The sequence below is a fragment of the Williamsia muralis genome (assembly GCF_002735905.1).
In the GTDB taxonomy this organism is placed as follows: Bacteria; Actinomycetota; Actinomycetes; order Mycobacteriales; family Mycobacteriaceae; genus Williamsia; species Williamsia muralis_A.
On record NZ_PEBD01000004.1, the window covers coordinates 243,388 to 260,225 of the forward strand.

At 66.0% G+C, this 16,838-nt stretch carries 13 protein-coding genes; 8 read left to right on the forward strand and 5 right to left on the reverse strand.

Going from position 1 to position 16,838, the window contains the following annotated elements:
• The first annotated feature begins 50 nt into the window (after positions 1–50).
• Complete coding sequence (locus CSW57_RS01880; protein ID WP_223248989.1) at positions 51–926, forward strand: glycosyltransferase family 2 protein; 876 nt, start codon at positions 51–53, stop codon at positions 924–926.
• Here CSW57_RS01880 and CSW57_RS01885 read toward each other — a convergent pair.
• Together CSW57_RS01885 and CSW57_RS01890 are read right to left on the reverse strand one after the other, a co-directional pair.
• On the reverse strand, positions 870–2,156 hold the full coding sequence (locus tag CSW57_RS01885) for a lipopolysaccharide biosynthesis protein (RefSeq protein ID WP_099381208.1): 1,287 nt from the start codon (positions 2,154–2,156) through the stop codon (positions 870–872). The two genes, CSW57_RS01880 and CSW57_RS01885, sit on opposite strands and share 57 nt — an antisense overlap.
• Complete coding sequence (locus tag CSW57_RS01890; RefSeq protein WP_189339104.1) at positions 2,156–3,520, reverse strand: M1 family metallopeptidase; 1,365 nt, start codon at positions 3,518–3,520, stop codon at positions 2,156–2,158. The genes CSW57_RS01885 and CSW57_RS01890 overlap by 1 nt, the downstream gene beginning before the upstream one ends.
• A gap of 134 nt (positions 3,521–3,654) precedes the next feature.
• Between CSW57_RS01890 and CSW57_RS01895 the strand changes: the two genes are divergently transcribed.
• Positions 3,655–4,101: a DoxX family protein gene (locus tag CSW57_RS01895; protein WP_062795155.1), complete on the forward strand. Its 447-nt coding sequence runs from the start codon at positions 3,655–3,657 to the stop codon at positions 4,099–4,101.
• Positions 4,102–4,139: 38 nt separating this feature from the next.
• Here CSW57_RS01895 and CSW57_RS01900 read toward each other — a convergent pair whose 3' ends face one another.
• Positions 4,140–8,018, reverse strand: coding sequence for a Pls/PosA family non-ribosomal peptide synthetase (locus CSW57_RS01900; RefSeq protein ID WP_099381210.1), 3,879 nt, complete (start codon positions 8,016–8,018; stop codon positions 4,140–4,142).
• A 225-nt stretch (positions 8,019–8,243) separates the two neighbouring features.
• On the opposite strand from CSW57_RS01900, the gene CSW57_RS01905 reads away from it, so the two are divergent.
• From CSW57_RS01905 to CSW57_RS01925, 5 genes are all read left to right on the forward strand, one after another.
• Positions 8,244–9,221 carry an alpha/beta hydrolase fold domain-containing protein gene (locus CSW57_RS01905; RefSeq protein WP_099381211.1) on the forward strand — a complete coding sequence of 326 codons (978 nt, stop codon included), beginning with the start codon at positions 8,244–8,246 and terminating at the stop codon, positions 9,219–9,221.
• Positions 9,222–9,225: 4 nt separating this feature from the next.
• Positions 9,226–10,413 carry an acyl-CoA dehydrogenase family protein gene (locus tag CSW57_RS01910; RefSeq protein ID WP_023956335.1) on the forward strand — a complete coding sequence of 396 codons (1,188 nt, stop codon included), beginning with the start codon at positions 9,226–9,228 and terminating at the stop codon, positions 10,411–10,413.
• A gap of 136 nt (positions 10,414–10,549) precedes the next feature.
• Complete coding sequence (locus tag CSW57_RS01915; protein WP_099381212.1) at positions 10,550–11,479, forward strand: TauD/TfdA dioxygenase family protein; 930 nt, start codon at positions 10,550–10,552, stop codon at positions 11,477–11,479.
• Positions 11,480–11,575: 96 nt separating this feature from the next.
• On the forward strand, positions 11,576–12,487 hold the full coding sequence (locus tag CSW57_RS01920; protein WP_099381213.1) for an oxygenase MpaB family protein: 912 nt from the start codon (positions 11,576–11,578) through the stop codon (positions 12,485–12,487).
• A gap of 25 nt (positions 12,488–12,512) precedes the next feature.
• Positions 12,513–12,872: a hypothetical protein gene (locus tag CSW57_RS01925; protein ID WP_023956329.1), complete on the forward strand. Its 360-nt coding sequence runs from the start codon at positions 12,513–12,515 to the stop codon at positions 12,870–12,872.
• Here the strand turns inward: CSW57_RS01925 and CSW57_RS01930 are convergent.
• The gene (locus tag CSW57_RS01930) at positions 12,827–14,770 is read right to left on the reverse strand and encodes an ABC transporter ATP-binding protein (protein ID WP_099381214.1); all 1,944 of its coding nucleotides are present in this window, start codon (positions 14,768–14,770) and stop codon (positions 12,827–12,829) included. The genes CSW57_RS01925 and CSW57_RS01930 overlap by 46 nt on opposite strands.
• A gap of 128 nt (positions 14,771–14,898) precedes the next feature.
• On the opposite strand from CSW57_RS01930, the gene fgd reads away from it, so the two are divergent.
• Entirely contained in the window at positions 14,899–15,921 is a 1,023-nt protein-coding gene (gene fgd / locus CSW57_RS01935; protein WP_370623875.1) for a glucose-6-phosphate dehydrogenase (coenzyme-F420), read from the forward strand.
• Between the two features lie 82 nt (positions 15,922–16,003).
• On the opposite strand, the gene CSW57_RS01940 is transcribed toward fgd, so the two are convergent.
• On the reverse strand, positions 16,004–16,837 hold the full coding sequence (locus tag CSW57_RS01940; protein WP_099381974.1) for a DUF1206 domain-containing protein: 834 nt from the start codon (positions 16,835–16,837) through the stop codon (positions 16,004–16,006).
• Position 16,838 lies beyond the last annotated feature (1 nt).

Here is a 16,838-nt window from a genome sequence, read left to right on the forward strand (position 1 = left end):
AAACCGGCCGCCTGGGAGTCTATCGGTTCGCCGCAGCGTATTCTTCCACCGTGCTGGTCGATGTCATGTTGCCGTTCTACGGGGACGTCGCCCTCTTCAAGACCGCCGTGCGCAGCGTCCTGGCCCAAACCCACGGCGACTTCCGCCTGGTGATGGTCGACGACCAATACCCGGACCCCGAACCCGCGCGCTGGCTGCAGGAATTGACGGACCCCCGGGTGCACTATCTGCGCAACGAGGAGAATCTCGGGGTCAACGGCAACTTCCGACGGTGTGTGGACCTGGTACAGGCGCCCGCGTTCGCCATCATGGGATGCGATGACGTGATGGCCCCCGACCACCTGGCGCGAGCGGTCGCCGCACTGGAGAGTCACGACGAGGCAGCGGTGGTGCAGCCCGGGGTCGACGTCATCGATTCCGCAGGTGAGGTCGTCCGCCCGCTGGGCGATCGGGTCAAGGCCTCGATGGCCCCCACGTCGCCCACCACGCTGAGCGGTGAGTCGATGGCGCAGAGCCTCTACCGCGGGAACTGGACGTACTTCCCATCACTGGTCTGGCGCACCGAGATCGCGGCGCCCATCGGTTTCCGGTCCGGTCTCGAGGTGGCCCTCGACCTGGGGCTGCTCACCGACATCGCCCGCGCGGGCGGATCGATGGTCTTCGACCCCCACGTCACCTTCTACTATCGGCGCCATCAGCAGTCCGTCAGCTCTGTGCGCGCGGTCGACGGCCGCCGGTTCGAAGAGGAACGCGCCTTCTTCGAGACCGAGGCATCGCGCTGCCGCGAGCGGGGATGGTCCAGAGCCGAACGGGCGGCTCGACGGCACGTCACCTCGAGGCTCAACGCGGCGACGCTCTTGCCGAGTGCGTTAGTCGGCCGACAGTGGAGCGTCGTCCGGGCGCTGGGCCGGCACGTCGTGCGCTGATCCGCCGCGCGCTGCCAGCAGGTGCATGGCGATGCCCACCAGCGGTCCGATCATCAAGGCGATCGGGACGCGGACCGTAAGGTCGGCGGGGATGAACAGCAGTCCCACGCTCACCGCCGTCGCCAGCCACCATCCGATGGCATAGAGCCGATGTCGGCCGGCGGCCAGCGCCATCGCCCCGGTCAGGGTCAGCATCGCCATCGCCACGGCCCCGGCGGTGAGTGCGGCGACGGCGACTCCCGACAGCTGGTAGTCCGCACCGAAGACGGTCTCGAGGAGCCACGGTCCGGTCAGCCACGCAGCAAGGATCCCCACCAGGCCGACCGCAAGAACGGCAGCGGCCGGTGACGCCACCGACCGCAGGATGTGATCACGGTTGTCGACGAAGCGGCTGATCAGGACGCCCTGAAAGCTGTTCAGCGGGACCAGGAGTGGCGCGCGGGTGAGCGTGACCGCGAGGATCACCGCGCCGGCAGACGCGTCGAGGCCGTCGCTGGAAATCGAGATGAGCACGGGGAACCCCATGACGAGAACAGCGCTGGCCATCGCGGCGGTCATCGCCGTGAGCATGTTGCCCGCCAGCTCACCGGACGGGATGTCGCCGCGCGCGCCGAGCGCCCCCCGTGCGCCGGCAAAGACGGCCACGACCACGGCGGTGGAGACCGTGCCCGCGACAGTGATGACCAAGAAGGCCTGCAGGCCCCAGCCGGCAGCCACCGCGACCACGGTCAGCAGCAGACGGATCAACGCATCGACGACGAGAAGGGCCGAGAAAACGCCCCACCGACCCAGCCCGGACAGCACGCCGCCCAGCCCCGCGTAGAGACCGAACGCCGCGACACCTGCCGTCAGCAGCAGCACCGATTCGACGCGGTCCGACTCGAACACCACCCCGGCCCAGGCAAGGGAGGTGACGGCGACGAGGGCAGCCAGCGCGACGCCGAAAATCGCGTTCATCGGCATCGGCCGGGCACCGGTGCCGCACCCTTGTTCGCGCGCGCGCCGAACCGCTCGGGTGGTCTCTTGCAATTGTCCGTTCTGGGTGCCGGTCACCAACCCGTACGCGGCCCAGAAGACGGCGAATGCCGCGTACCCGTCGGCGCCCAGGGCGCGTGCCGCCAGCAACAGCACAAGGTAACCCGACGCCGCAGCCACCACGGTGGCCACTGCCACCCGGCCTAGGGAATCACGAGTACTCGGAGCCACGTCGCTCGTCGGGCCTTCGCTCATCAGGGACCTGGGTAGGGCGGCAGCGCCTTCTGCTCGAGCCACTGGTGCCACAAGTCGTTCAGCGGCTGTGGGCTGTACCGGGCGGCGAGTCCGGTGAAGTCCTCGGTGCTGACCGAGCTGTAGCGGTACTCGCGGGTCCATTCGCGCAACAGGGCGAAGAAGTTGTTGTCGCCCAGTGACTTTCGCACCGCGTGAAGGGTGAGTGCGCCCCGCTTGTACACGACGTCGTCGAACATCCGCGCGGGTCCCGGATCACCGATCGCCAGATCTTGCGCCGACGAGGCGAGACGGTCGTAGTACTTGCGCGACTGCGCTTCGGCCGTGAGCCCGCCCGAGCGTTCCGACCACAACCATTCGCTGTAACAGGCGAAGCCCTCGTGAAGCCAGATGTCCTTCCACCGCGACAGGGTCAGGGAATTGCCGAACCACTGATGAGCGAGCTCGTGCGCGATGAGACGCTCGGAAGAACCCGAGCCATCGCAGTGGTTGGCGCCGAAGATCGACAGACCTTGTGCCTCGATGGGGATCTCGAGTTCGTCGTCGGTGACCACCACGGAGTACTCGGGAAACGGGTATGGCCCGAACCACTCGATGAACGCCTCCATGATGCGTGCCTGGTTGACGAACTCGGCATCGAAGTCCCTGCGCAGCCTCGGCGGGATCACAGCATGGATCGGCACCGGCTTGGTCGTCAGGGTCTGTCGCGTGTACTGACCGATCTGGATGGTGGCGAGGTACGACGCCATCGGCTCCACCTGCTCGTAGACCCAGGTGGTCTGGGCGGCCTTGGTCCGTTTGCGCTGCAGCGACCCGTTTGCCACCGCCATGAACGGGCTGTCGGTGGTGATCGAGATACCGTATGCCGCTTTGGAGATCGGGTGGTCATCACATGGAAACCACGATGCCGCGCCGTTGGGCTGGCTTGCCACGAGCGAGCCCTCGGTGAGCTCCTCCCAGCCGACCTCACCCCACCGGCCGCGTATCGGACGCGGATTGCCCGAGTACTTCACCACCACGGTCATCACGCCGCCCGGTGGCAACTCGTCTTCCATCGTGACCGTCAATTTGTTGCTGCGGTGACTGAACCGCCGCGCGCGGGTGCCGTTGACCGTCACCCGGTCGACCTTGAGGGCGCCGGAGAGATCCAGCGTGAATCGGTTCAGTGTGATGATCGTGGTGGCCGTGATGGTCGCGGTCCCGGCAAGCCGGTTGGTTGCCACCCGGTATTCGAGGTCGAGGTCGTAGCGGGACACGCGATAACCGAGGTTGCCGTTGGCGGGCAGATACGGATCGATGCCGTCCGAAGGATCGCCGAGAAGCGGTTGACCTGTCCCAGGGGAACGTCGGCCCGCTTTACCTGGCACTAATCCTCCTATTCGGCCCCACGCTTGGTCTTTCATGACGTTACATGGCTCCTAGGGCGATGGCGCTCTGAGACCCGTGGGGCCGCTTGCCCGGAAACACACCGATGTGCCAAACGACCTGAAGGATGGAAGTCATGGGTATCACGAGGAATCTCGCATCGTTTGTCGCCCGAGTGATTCTCGGCATCATCTTCATCTTCCACGGCTGGCAGAAGCTGAACAAAGACGGGATCGACGCCACCGAGGCGTACTTCAAGTCGTTGGACATCCCTCTGCCTGCGGCCGCTGCGTGGTACTCGGCGCTGGTCGAGTTCGGTGGTGGAATCCTGCTCATCCTCGGAGTTCTCACTCCGCTGGTGTCCTTGCTGCTGATCGCCGACATGATCGGGGCGATCTTCTACGCGCACATCGACAACGGATTCTGGAACGCCGATCAGGGCTACGAACTGCCGTTGGCGCTCATCGCAGGCCTCATCGCCGTCGGCTTTGCCGACACCGGCCGGATCGGCGGCGACGGATACCTGATGAATCGCCGGCGCCGCCGCCGCGACCTCAATCGCGACCGCGACGTCGCGTATTGACAACCGGCCCGTCACACTCCCGCACTGATTCCGGGCCCTCAATTCCAGGGCGCGATCGGATTGCCTTGCCAGCGGGTCGAATCGGGCACCACGTCGCCACGCATCACCAGCGACGCCGGGCCGACGGTCGCCCCGTCGCCGAGACCTGAGGCAGGCAGCGCGACGCAGTGCGGTCCCAGGGTGGCCCCGGCGCCCAGGACGACTTCGTCCATGGCCATCACCCGATCGTGGAACAGATGGGTCTGCACCACACAGCCCCGCGCGACGGTGGCGCCGTCACCGAGGCGAACCAGGTCGGCCTCGGGTAGCCAGTACGTTTCGCACCAGACGCCCTTACCGATGTGGGCGCCGAGCATTCTCAGCCACAGGTTGAGGATGGGTGTTCCGGTGGCGGCGTTGGCGAACCACGGGGCCGCGACGGTCTCGACGAACGCGTCCGACAACTCGTTGCGCCAGACGAACGAGCTCCACAGCGGGTACTCGGTGGCCCGGATACGTCCCACCACAGCCCATTTGGCGGCGGCCGCGATGCAGCAGGCGGCGGCTCCGGCCACCAACAGCACCAGCCCGCTGACGGCTGCCGCAACGTAGATGTTCGATTCCTGCGAGATGTACTGCAGGCCGATCAGCACGAACAACCCCAGGCCGAAGGTGATCATCACCGGGATCAGACGCAGCGTCTCCACCGAAGCGCGGGCCACCTTCAACTTCATGGGCGGATCGAAGGTCCGCGAGGTGTCCGATTGTGCGGCCGCCCGGCGCAGACGTACCGGTGGGCTGCCGAGCCAGCTCGACCCCGACTTGGCCTTGCTCGGGGTGGCCGAGAGCACCGCCACCAAAGAGTTCTTCGGGACTTTGCGCCCCGGCCCGGTCATGCCGGAGTTGCCGAGGAAGGCGCGCTTGCCCACCTTGGCCTCATCGATGTGCATCCATCCGCCGCCCAGTTCGTACGAGGCGACCATGGTGTCGTCGGCGAGGAACGCCCCGTCACCGACCGTGGTGAACTTCGGGATCACCAGTGCGGTCGAGATCTCTGTGCCCTTGCCGATGTCGGCGCCGAGCAACCGGAACCACCACGGTGTCAGCAGTGAGGCGTACAGCGGGAACAGGAAGGTGCGGGCAGAGTCCATCAGGCGTTCGGTGGCCCACACCTGCCAGCCGGTCCGCGACCGCACCGGGTGATAGCCCTCGCGCATCCCGAGGGACAGCAGGCGCACCAGCACCACCGTGATGAACGCGAAGACCAGCAGGCTCACCATGGTCGCGGCCGGCAGGAGCGCGAGCGCGCGCAATGCCACCGATTGCAGCCGGTCCGCGCTGCCGGCCCACGCGCCGATGACGGCGAGCCCGGCACACAGGGAGATGAGCGGGACGCCGGCCAGCGCGATGGACGACAGACCGAAGATCGGCACCCAATAGCTGCGCCGTGGCGGTCGGTGGTGGGGCCAGGGGCGCTGGGCCTTACCGGTTTTCACCGCGGGTGACCCGGCCCAGTGCTGGCCGCCCTTGACCCGGCCCATCACCGCCGACCCGGGTGCGATCTCGGCGTTGGCCCCGATGGTGGTGCCGGGCAACAAGGTCGAGCGCGATCCCACGCTTGCGCCGGCACCGATCTCGATGTCGCCGATGTGGACCACGTCGCCGTCGATCCACCAGCCGGCCAGATCCACCTCAGGCTCGACAGAGCAGCCGTCGCCGAGGGTGATCAGGCCGGTGACCGGTGGGAGCGTGTGCATGTCCACGCCGTGGCCGATCTGAGCGCCCAGCGATCGGGCGAAGTAGATCATCCAGGGGGCACCGGCGAGGTTGGCTGCGCCGCTGGCCTCGGTGAGCCGCTCGGCGATCCACAACCTCAGGTGCACCGACCCGCCGCGCGGATGATCACCCGGCGCCACCCCGGCGAGCAGCATGCGGATCCCGCCCGCGGCGATGGCCATCCGGCCCAGCGGGGTGATGAAGACGATGAACGCCGCCAACACCACCCACCAGTTCACCGGATGGATCCACGGTGCGTCGGTGAACCAATCGAGCACGTTGTTGATCACCGCGAGCCAGGTGACCCACTGCAGACCCGTGAGAGTTGTCAGCGGCACCGACAACGCCACTTGCGCAAGACCGGTCCGGCGGGGAGTGAGACGAACGATGCGTTTCTCGGTCACCGCTCCGGGATTGATGTCGTCGAGCATCTGCGCCAACGAGCCGAGCCGCGGATGGTCGTAGAGATCGGCGACCGTCACCGTCGGGAAACGTTCGCGCAGCGCGGTGACCAACTGTGCCGCCGCCAGCGAACCGCCTCCCTCGGAGAAGAAGTCGGTCTCGGCGTCGGTGATCGACACCCCGAGTACCGCGGTCCAGCGCTCGGCCACCCATGCCTCGGTGGAGTTCAGGTCGCCGGGCGTCTGGTCGTCGCCGGATGACGGCAGGGGCCAGGGGAGTGCGTTCCGGTCGACCTTGCCCGACGTGCGGGTCGGCAGTTCGTCCACCAGGACGAGCCGGGGGATCAGCGCGGCGGGCAATTGGTCCGAGAGCCGGTCGCGGGCGAGTGCGATGTCGAAGTCGGGATCGGTGGACACGAGATAACCCACGAGGACCGAGTTGCCCGCGGCGGACTTGCGCACCGCCGCGGCGGCGCCACCGACACCCGGCAGATGCTGCAGCGCGTTGTCGACCTCGCCGAGCTCGATCCGCCGGCCACCGACCTTCACCTGGTCGTCGGCACGACCCATGAAGACCAGGCCTTCGGGTTCGAAACGCACCAGGTCGCCACTGCGGTACGCGCGGTCCCAGCCGAGTGTGGCCATGGGGGAGTACTTCTCGGCGTCTTTGGCCGGGTCGAGATACCGGGCCAGACCCACTCCACCGATCACCAGCTCGCCGATTTCGCCAGGTGCAACGGGCTGCCCGTCGCCATCGACCACCGCGAGATCCCAGCCGGCCAGCGGCAAGCCGATGCGGACCGGCATGGTGCCGTCGAGCTGCGCAGCGCACGCCACCACGGTCGCCTCGGTGGGGCCGTAGGTGTTCCACACCTCGCGGCCGTCGACGGCAAGTCGGGCACCGAGCTCAGGCGGGCAGGCCTCGCCGCCGAAGATCAGCAGTCGCACCGCTTCGAGGGCCTCCGGTGGCCACAGCGACGCCAGGGTCGGCACCGTCGAGACAACAGTGATGTCACGTTGCACCAGCCACGGCCCGAGGTCCATGCCCGACCTCACGAGGGCGCGTGGCGCAGGCACCAGGCACGCGCCATAGCGCCAGGCCAGCCACATCTCTTCGCAGGACGCGTCGAACGCGACCGACAGGCCGGCCAGGACCCGATCGCCCGGACCCAGCGGCTCGTCCTGCAGGAACATCTCGGCCTCGGCATCGACGAACGCGGCGGCATTGCGGTGGGTCACCGCCACGCCCTTCGGCGTCCCTGTGGAACCGGAGGTGAAGATGATCCATGCGTCGTCCTCGACGGTCGGTCGCTCGGCATCGGCCGGCCGGTCGACGTCGCTGTCACCCGAACGAGAAAGACCCAGGTCGGACGGCCACCGCAGGCCGTCGGCCCCGAGCACCGCAGCCACTTTGGCCTCGCCGAAGACGAGTGTCGCCCGCTCGGGTGGATCGTCGGCGTCCACCGGAACGTAGGCGGCACCGGCCGCCAGCGTCGAGAGGATGGCCAGGTACAGCTCGCGTGAGCCCGAGGGCATGCGGATCCCGATGCGGTCGCCCCGGCCGATGCCGCGGCTGCCGAGCCACGCTGCGCCCTCGTCGATCAGGTCTATGACCTCGGAGTAGGTGAGAACCAACTCCCCGTCGTCGATGGCGGGTGCATCCGGATGAGCTGACGCGGTTTCGGTCAGGATGTCGATCAGGGTGCGTGCGGTCGGCGCCTGCGCTGATCTGCTGAACTGCGCGAGGGTCGGAGCTGTCACCGAGGTCCTTTCTCAAGTCAAAGAATGCTCATTGTCGCAGCAGGTACCGGCCCCGCGAAGCCAACCAGATCACAAATCAGCGTGTCTGTTCGTGCGCGCGCAGGTCGCGAGGGCGCATGATGGGGTGAACTTCACCAACGGTTCGCCTTGGGTTCATCCACCCGGGGTAGCCGCCGTGGTCGCCGAAACCGCCGCGCCGCACGACTGGACGCATGGAGGTTCGTCATGACCGTCACCACACACAGACACCCGAGTCTGCGCTCGTACCCGATCTGGCTGGGCTCTCGGCTGTTCGTCAAACCGGCCCTCGCCCTGTGGCCGATCAGCGTGTTCGGGCTCCGGCCGCTGTTCATGATCGATGAACTGTTCGCACTGGCCCCGGGCCCGCGCGGCGTCGTCCGCGAGCAGATGACCCTCGCCGGTCGGCCGGTCGAACTGATGGTGCCTGCCGGACCCAGCAAACGTGACGACGCGACCGCGGTGCTGTACCTGCATGGCGGAGCTCTCGTGGTGTGTGGACTGGCCACGCACCGTGCGGTTGCGGCCCGCCTGTGCCTCGACATCGACCTGCCGCTCTACTCGGTGGCCTACCGGCAGCTCCCGGAGGCAGGAGTGGGCACCTCGGTCACCGACGCCTATCAGGCATATCGCGAACTGGTGCTCGAGCGTGGTTTCAACCGCGTGATCGTGGCGGGGGATTCGGCAGGCGGGTTCCTCGCCGCCAAGGTGATCGAGTTCGCCCACCGCGACGGGTTGCCGCGCCCGGTGGCGTACGTCGCCTACTCGCCGCTCCTGGACCTCGACATGGCGAGCAATCCTGATCGCACCAGCAGATCGGATGCATACCTGCCGATGAACAAGTTCGCCAAGCTCGCCCCGAAGTTCGACAAAGGCCCGATCGCCCTGACCGGTGCTCGTTCGGTGATGGACATCGACAGCGAGGCCTTCCCGCCGACGATCGTGGTGACCGCCGAGGATGAGATGCTCGAACCCGATGCGGTGGCACTGGTGGAGAAGTTGATGGCCGACGGCGTGGAGGCCGACCTGCACAGCCATTCATGGCAGGTACACGCCTTCCCGGTTCTCGCCGGTCGTCTGCCCGATGCCCTGAAAGCAATCGCGAGGACCGCCGCATTTGCCACAGCAGCCGCGGCCGGATCCGGCCGAAAAGGCCGCGGACGATCACTACAAGGAGTGGGATAGCCCGGTGAACAATTCTCAGCAACTACCGGAACTCTTCGCAACCGACTCGCTGATCAGCGACGACGAGCGCGAGATCCGGGACACCGTCCGGGCATTCGGATCGTCCCGATTGCGTCCACACATGGCCGAATGGTTCGAGGCCGGCCAATTGCCGGTACGCGAGCTCGCCACCGAACTGGGCGAGCTCGGTGTTCTCGGCATGCACCTGGACGGCTACGGCTGTGCCGGCATGTCGGCCACCACATACGGCCTGGTCTGTACCGAACTCGAAGCCGTCGACAGCGGTCTGCGCAGCTTTGTCTCGGTGCAGGGGTCGCTGTCGATGTTCGCGATCCACGCTTTCGGTTCAGATGAACAGAAGCAACGGTGGTTGCCGGAGATGTCGGCCGGACGTGCGCTGGGGTGTTTCGGTCTGACCGAGCCCGACTTCGGGTCCAATCCGGCGGGCATGCGCACCAACGCCAAGCGTGACGGCGACGACTGGGTGCTCAACGGCACCAAGATGTGGATCACCAACGGATCCGTCGCCGATGTCGCGGTGGTCTGGGCCCGCACCGATCTCGCGACGGGTTCGAAGGGAATCCGTGGGTTTGTCGTTCCCACCGACACACCCGGGTTCAGCGCACCGGAGATCAAACACAAGATGTCGCTGCGGGCGTCGGTCACCTCCGAACTCGTCCTGGAGGACGTGCGACTGCCCGAGTCGGCGATGTTGCCGGGCGTCGAAGGTCTCAAGGGGCCACTCAGTTGTCTGAACGAGGCGCGATTCGGCATCGTGTTCGGTGCGCTCGGAGCGGCCCGGGACTGCCTGGAGACCGCAATTGCCTACGCCGGGGACCGCGAGGTGTTCGACAAGGCGCTGTCGGGATATCAGCTGACGCAGGCGAAGATCGCCGACATGTCGCTCGAATGGGGCAAGGGCATGCTGCTGGCGCTGCATCTCGGCCGGCTCAAGGATGCGGGAACGTTGCGACCGGAGCAGATCAGTCTCGGCAAACTCAACAACGTCCGCGAATCCATCGAGATCGCCCGAACCTGCCGGACGATATTGGGGGCCAACGGGATCACGCTGGAGTACCCGATCATCCGGCATGCCAACAACCTCGAGTCCGTACTCACCTATGAGGGCACGTCCGAGATGCATCAACTCGTGATCGGCAAAGCGCTCACCGGCCACGATGCCTTCCGGTAATCCGTTGTGATCAACGCTGTTTCGTTCGGGGTCGGCCTTTCGTTCAGGGCGCGCTGAACGGTTACCGAATTGCCTCGCCGCGAATAACTTCACTGCGAAGACACTCACAGCGAAGTTCCCGGAAGGCGGCTACCCAATGTCTACACAGTTCGACGTGGTCAAGCTCGGATCGAATGTCGGCGCGCGTATCGATGGGGTGAAACTGTCGGGAGACCTTGCACCCGAATCGGTCTCGGCGATCAACGCCGCCCTGCTCGAGCACAAGGTGATCTTCTTCCGGGGGCAGGACCACCTCGACGACGACGGTCAACTGGCGTTCGCCCGAGCTCTCGGCATCCCGACCACCGCCCATCCGACGGTGACGTCCCGCGGTGACACGATCTTGCCGATCGACTCCGACTATGGCCGGGCCAACAGCTGGCACACCGACGTCACCTTCGTCGACCGCATTCCCAAGGCGTCCATCCTGCGTGCGGTAAACCTTCCGAGCTACGGAGGTTCGACGGTGTGGGCGAACACGGTTGCCGCCTACGAACAGCTCCCGGCATCGCTGCGGGCGCTCACCGAGAACCTGTGGGCGGTGCACAGCAACGTGTACGACTACGCGGCGAGCTCGGCTCAGTCGGTGGTGTCCCGGCACACCGAGGAGTACCGGGCCGAGTTCCAGTCCACCTACTACGAGACCGAACATCCGGTGGTGCGGGTACATCCCGAGACGGGTGAGCGGGCGCTGCTGCTCGGTCACTTCGTCAAGCGGTTCGTCGATCTGGGCAGTGCGGAGTCGGCCGAGCTGTACAGCGTGCTGCAGGCCCGGATCATCAAACTCGAGAACACTGTTCGCTGGAACTGGCAGCCCGGCGATCTGGCCATCTGGGACAACCGGGCCACCCAGCACTACGCCGTGGCCGACTATGACGACCAGTACCGCCGGCTGAACCGCATCACCCTCGCGGGCGACGTACCGGTCAGCGTGGGCGGCGAACGCAGCAGGGTGGTGGCCGGCGACGCATCGCACTATTCCGACATCGTCGATCCCCGCGAATCGGACCGTGCGCTGGCGGTCTGAGCGTCTGGGACGATTCCGCAAACGGGGTGTGCTGCGGTATACGCAATCAATGGAACGGTCTGTGAAATGTGTTCCATTGGTGCTACCGTCGCCAACATGACCGAGGCAATCGAAACATCGACCTCTGACGCAACCGAGGGCAAACCCGCACCCGATGAGCACTACGCACGTCCGGAGATCGTCGGCGCGCCGCTCGGGCCGGACTCACTGACCTGGAAGTACTTCGGCGACAACCGTGTTTCGCTCCTGGGGCCGCGGCCCGGGGTGCTCGAGAACATGCTCCCCGAACTCGGACAGGCCGTCCTGGAACACTCGGTGTTCTTCGATGACCCGTTCGCGCGCGTCAAGCGCTCGCTGCCGGGCATCTACGGAACGGTGTACGCCCCTGAAGGCGACAGCGCGGGCCCCACGGTTCGCGATTTCCACACCGACATCAAGGGCACGATGCCCGGCGGCGATCGCTACCACGCGCTGAACCCCGAGACCTACTATTGGGCCCACGCCACCTTCGTCGACATCGTGCTCACCGCCACCGACCGTTTCATCAAGAAGCTGACGGACGCGGAGAAAGAGCAGATCTACGCAGAGTCGGTCACCTGGTACCGGCGCTATGGCGTGAGCGATCGGCCGATGCCGGCCACCTACGCCGAGTTCGTGAGGTACTGGGATCACATGGTCGATGAGGTGCTGATCCCGCACAAGACCGCCCGGTACGGCGTCGGTTACGTGACCAAGGGCTATCCGCTGCCTCCGGGGATGAAGCCGGTCGTCTGGAGATTGATCTCCCCGATCGTCAACCCGGTGGCGGCATTCATCACCACCGGTGGCCTGCCTGCTCGCTCCCGCGAGCAACTCGCCCTGCCCTGGAGCGACCGCAAACAGCGCAACTACGAACGGTTCTGTGCGGCGGTACGCGCACTCGATCCGATCTACCGGCGGTTGCCTGCCACCACCCGCTACAACAAGTACGCCCTCAAAGGGTTTGCAAAGGCCGGGGTGCGGCCCTGAGGGGTGGCCGTGTTCACTTGACCCCATGCATGCTCTGAAGAAATTCGGCACCAGTCTGACGGTGATCGGTTCGCTGGTCCTGATGGTCTGTGTCGCGCTGCTGTCCGTGAGCTGGGCAAATGACGGCAGATGGGGCTGGTTCGCACTCGGGATGGTGATCATTGCCGTCAACATCGGCTTGATCGTCACCGAGTTGCGGCCCAAGCCCAAGCCGCTGCCGTGGACCTTGTCCGAGGTTCGCGAGGTCACCGACGGCATCGACAACGAGGTCAACGCCATCCGCAAACTCCGCCGGGCCGACCGCGGCCTGAGTCTGGAGAAGGCTGCGAAGCTGGTTCGTCAGGCGCGGTCCGAGCCCAGCGGTGGCAGAGACGGCGTGGCCTGAGCCTGCGGGTCGGCAGGTTGATCGGTCTGGTCGGCGAACTGCGTTCGATACAGCTCTGAGTACCGGCCACCGCGCGACAGCAGGTCGAGGTGGGTGCCGCGTTCGATGACGTGACCGTCTTCGAGCACCAGGATCTGGTCGGCCGCTCGGATGGTCGACAGGCGGTGGGCGATCACCACCGATGTGCGGCCGGCGAGCGCTTCGGCCAGCGCCTCCTGCACTGCTGCTTCCGACGTGGAGTCGAGGTGGGCGGTGGCCTCGTCGAGGATCACCACGGCAGGATGAGCGAGTAGCAGTCGGGCGATGGTCAGCCGCTGGCGCTCACCACCGGACAGGCGGTAGCCGCGTTCGCCGACCACGGTGTCGAGGCCGTCGGCCAGACTCGCGACCAGACCGTCGAGGCGCGCCCGCCGCAGTGCGTCCCAGATGTCCTGTTCATCGGCAGTGGGGTTGGCCAGCAACAGATTCGAGCGCACGGTGTCGTGGAACAGATGACCGTCCTGGGTTACTAGTCCGATGGCCCGATGCAGTTCTCCACTCTCGAGATCCCGGACGTCGTTGCCGCCGAGGCGGACCGCGCCCGAGTCCACGTCGTAGAGCCTGGTGGCCAGCTGGGCGATGGTCGATTTACCGGCTCCGGAACTGCCCACAAGCGCCACCATCTGGCCGGGTGGCACGGTGAACGACACGTCGTGGATGACCTCTTCGCCGCCCCGCTTGTCCAGCACCGCAACCTCTTCGAGCGACGCCAGCGACACCTTGTCCGCGGACGGGTAACTGAAGCTGACGTGATCGAAGCTCAGCGACAGCGGGCCTTCGGGCACGGGTGTGGGGTCGGGTTTGTCGGCGATGAGCGGCTTGAGATCGAGCACCTCGAAGACACGCTCGAAACTCACCAGGGCGCTCATGATCTCGACACGCGCGTTGGCCAGCGCCGTCAGCGGTGCATACATGCGGGTGAGGAGCAGGGCCAGCGACACCACGGCCCCGGCGTTGAGATGCCCGTTCACCGCCAGGTAGCCGCCCAAGCCGTAGACGAGGGCCAGTGCCAGCGCGGAGACGAGGGTGAGGGAGGTGACGAAGATGCTCTGCGCCACCGACCGGCGCACTCCGATGTCGCGCACTTTGTCTGCGCGCCAGGCGAATTCGTTCGACTCCTGATGTGGTCGTCCGAACAGCTTGATCAGGGTGGCGCCCGGGGCGGAGAAGCGTTCGGTCATCTGGGTCGACATCAGTGAGTTGTACTCGGCCGCTTCCCGCGACAGCGCGGCCATACGTTTGCCCATCCGCCTGGCCGGGATCACGAACAGCGGTAGCAGAACAAGCGCGAGAAGGGTGACCTGCCAGCTGATCGAGATCATCACGGCCAGGGTCAGCGACAGGGTGACGATGTTCGACACCACTCCCGAGAGCGTGTCGGAGAACGCGCGCTGTGCGCCGATGACGTCGTTGTTGAGCCTGCTGACCAGTGCCCCGGTGCGGGTGCGGGTGAAGAAAGCGACGGGCATCTTCTGCACGTGGTCGAACACCGAGCGGCGCAGGTCGTAGATCAGACCCTCGCCGATCGTGGACGAGAGCCAGCTGACCACCAGGCCGGTGCCGGCTTCGGCCACCGCGATGATGGCGATGAGAATCGACAGCCAGACCACGGTGGACGCGGCGCCGCCGTCGACGATGTTGTTGACCACGCGGCCGGCCAGGACAGGAGTGAGGACGGTGAGCACGGCCACCACCACGCTGAGCACCATGAACACCGCGAGCTTGCCGCGGTGGGGCCGCGCGAACTCGGCGATCCGGCGCATCGATTCCCGGCGGTTCTCGCGTCTGCGTTCCTTGCTGAGGTCGGGTGCGTTCATCGACCGGTAGAGCGTGTTCCTGGCAACCGACTCCATACTCATACAGCCACTGTAGGAGTTCAAGTTAACTTGAAGTCAATCGAATATGCGCACAGCTGAATCCGCCCGGCCTCCGGGGCGGTGCGGGTTTGTGGTGAACTGGAAAGACCTGTGCTGGACAGAGCTGGACGATGAGGAGAATCACTGTGGTATTGCGACTCGGATACAAGGCTTCGGCAGAGCAGTTCAATCCGCGTGAGCTCGTCGAGATCGCAGTGGCGGCCGAGGCCCACGGTATGGATTCGGTTGCGGTGTCCGATCATTTTCAGCCGTGGCGTCACAACGGTGGGCATGCCCCGTTCTCGCTGGCGTGGATGGCGGCGGTGGGTGAGCGTACCGAGCGGGTGCAGATCGGCACCTCGGTGATGACACCGACCTTCCGCTACAACCCGGCGGTCATCGCGCAGGCCTTCGCCTCGATGGCGTGCATGTATCCCGGCCGGATCATGCTCGGCGTAGGTACGGGTGAGGCGCTCAACGAGTACGCGACCGGTTTTCAGGGGGAGTGGCCCGAGTTCAAGGAGCGCTTCGCGCGGCTGCGGGAAGCGGTCCGGCTGATGCGTGAGTTGTGGACCGGTGAGGAGGTGTCGTTCGAGGGCGATTATTACCACACCCAGGGCGCCTACATGTATGACATTCCCGAGCAGCCGGTTCCGGTGTACATCGCTGCCGGTGGTCCGGTGGTCGCACGGTATGCAGGTCGCGCTGGTGATGGTTTCATCTGTACCTCGGGCAAGGGCATGGACCTCTACACCGAGAAGCTGATCCCGTCGGTGAAGGAAGGGGCCGACAAGGCCGAACGCAACTTCGAGGACATCGACCGGATGATCGAGATCAAGATCTCCTACGATCCCGACCCCGAACTGGCGTTGGAGAACTGCCGTTTCTGGGCGCCGTTGTCGCTGACCGCCGAGCAAAAGCACAGCGTCAACTCCTCCACCGAGATGGAACGCCTGGCCGACGAACTACCGATCGAGCAGGTCGCCAAGCGCTGGATCGTCGCCTCCGACCCGGACGAAGCCGTGGAGAAGGTCAAGCAGTACACCGACGCCGGCCTCAACCACCTGGTCTTCCACGCCCCCGGGCACGACCAGCAGCGGTTCCTCGAGAACTTCCAGAAAGACCTCGAACCCCGCCTGCGCAAGCTGGGCTGAAGGCCTGCCCCTCCCCGAAAGTGTGCCCTTTTGGCGAGCGAACTTCCAGGTGGGGGACGCCAAAAGGGCACATCATCGGGTGCTACATACGTGAGAAGCGGGCCATCGCGAAGCTGTAGACGCCATAGGCCGCGATGCCGATGGCGGCGAGCACCAGCAGGAATTGGCCGAACGGTGCCTCACCGAGCGTCTTGACCGCACCGTCGATGCCGGTGGCCTTGGAGGGATCCGATTTCACCGATGCCACGATCACCAGGATCCCCGCGCCGGCCAGCACCAGGCCCTTGGCGGTGTACCCGACCACACCGAGGGGTGTGACGACCTTGCCGTCGGAGACCTTCAGGTCGTCGAGGAAGTTCTTCGTCACGCCCTTGTAGACGTGGTATGCGCCGACGGCGATGATGATCAGCCCGATGACAACGAGCAGCGTCTTGCCCGCCCCGTTCTCCATCAGGCGCGCCGACAGGCCCGCGTTCTGCTTACCGCTCGATTGACCTGTGCCACGGGCGAATTGAACTGCCGAGAACGCAAAGGCGAAGTAGACGACGGCCAGGCTCAGAGCCTTCGGCCGGTCGAAGAGCGCCGACGCGTCCTTCTTTCCCTGGGAATCGCTCCCATCACCCGGCTCGGTGGCGTGTGGTCCGACGATGGTCTCGGCCAGACGCCACAGCGCCATGGCCACGAAGGCCACCGCGGCAAGCCACAACACGAACTTGCCGCCCGAGTTCTTTGCGAGGGTTCCGAGTGCGCCGGACTGATCGGCGCTGCCACCGGAACCGAATGCCAGCCGGAAGATGATGTAGGCGATCAGCAGGTGCAGCAGTCCGCTCACGACGTGCCCGGCTCGCGCCAGGCGTTCGAAGGCGGAGCTGTCCGTGGCCCGATCGACGGCGCCGGAAACTGATTTGTCGGTCATG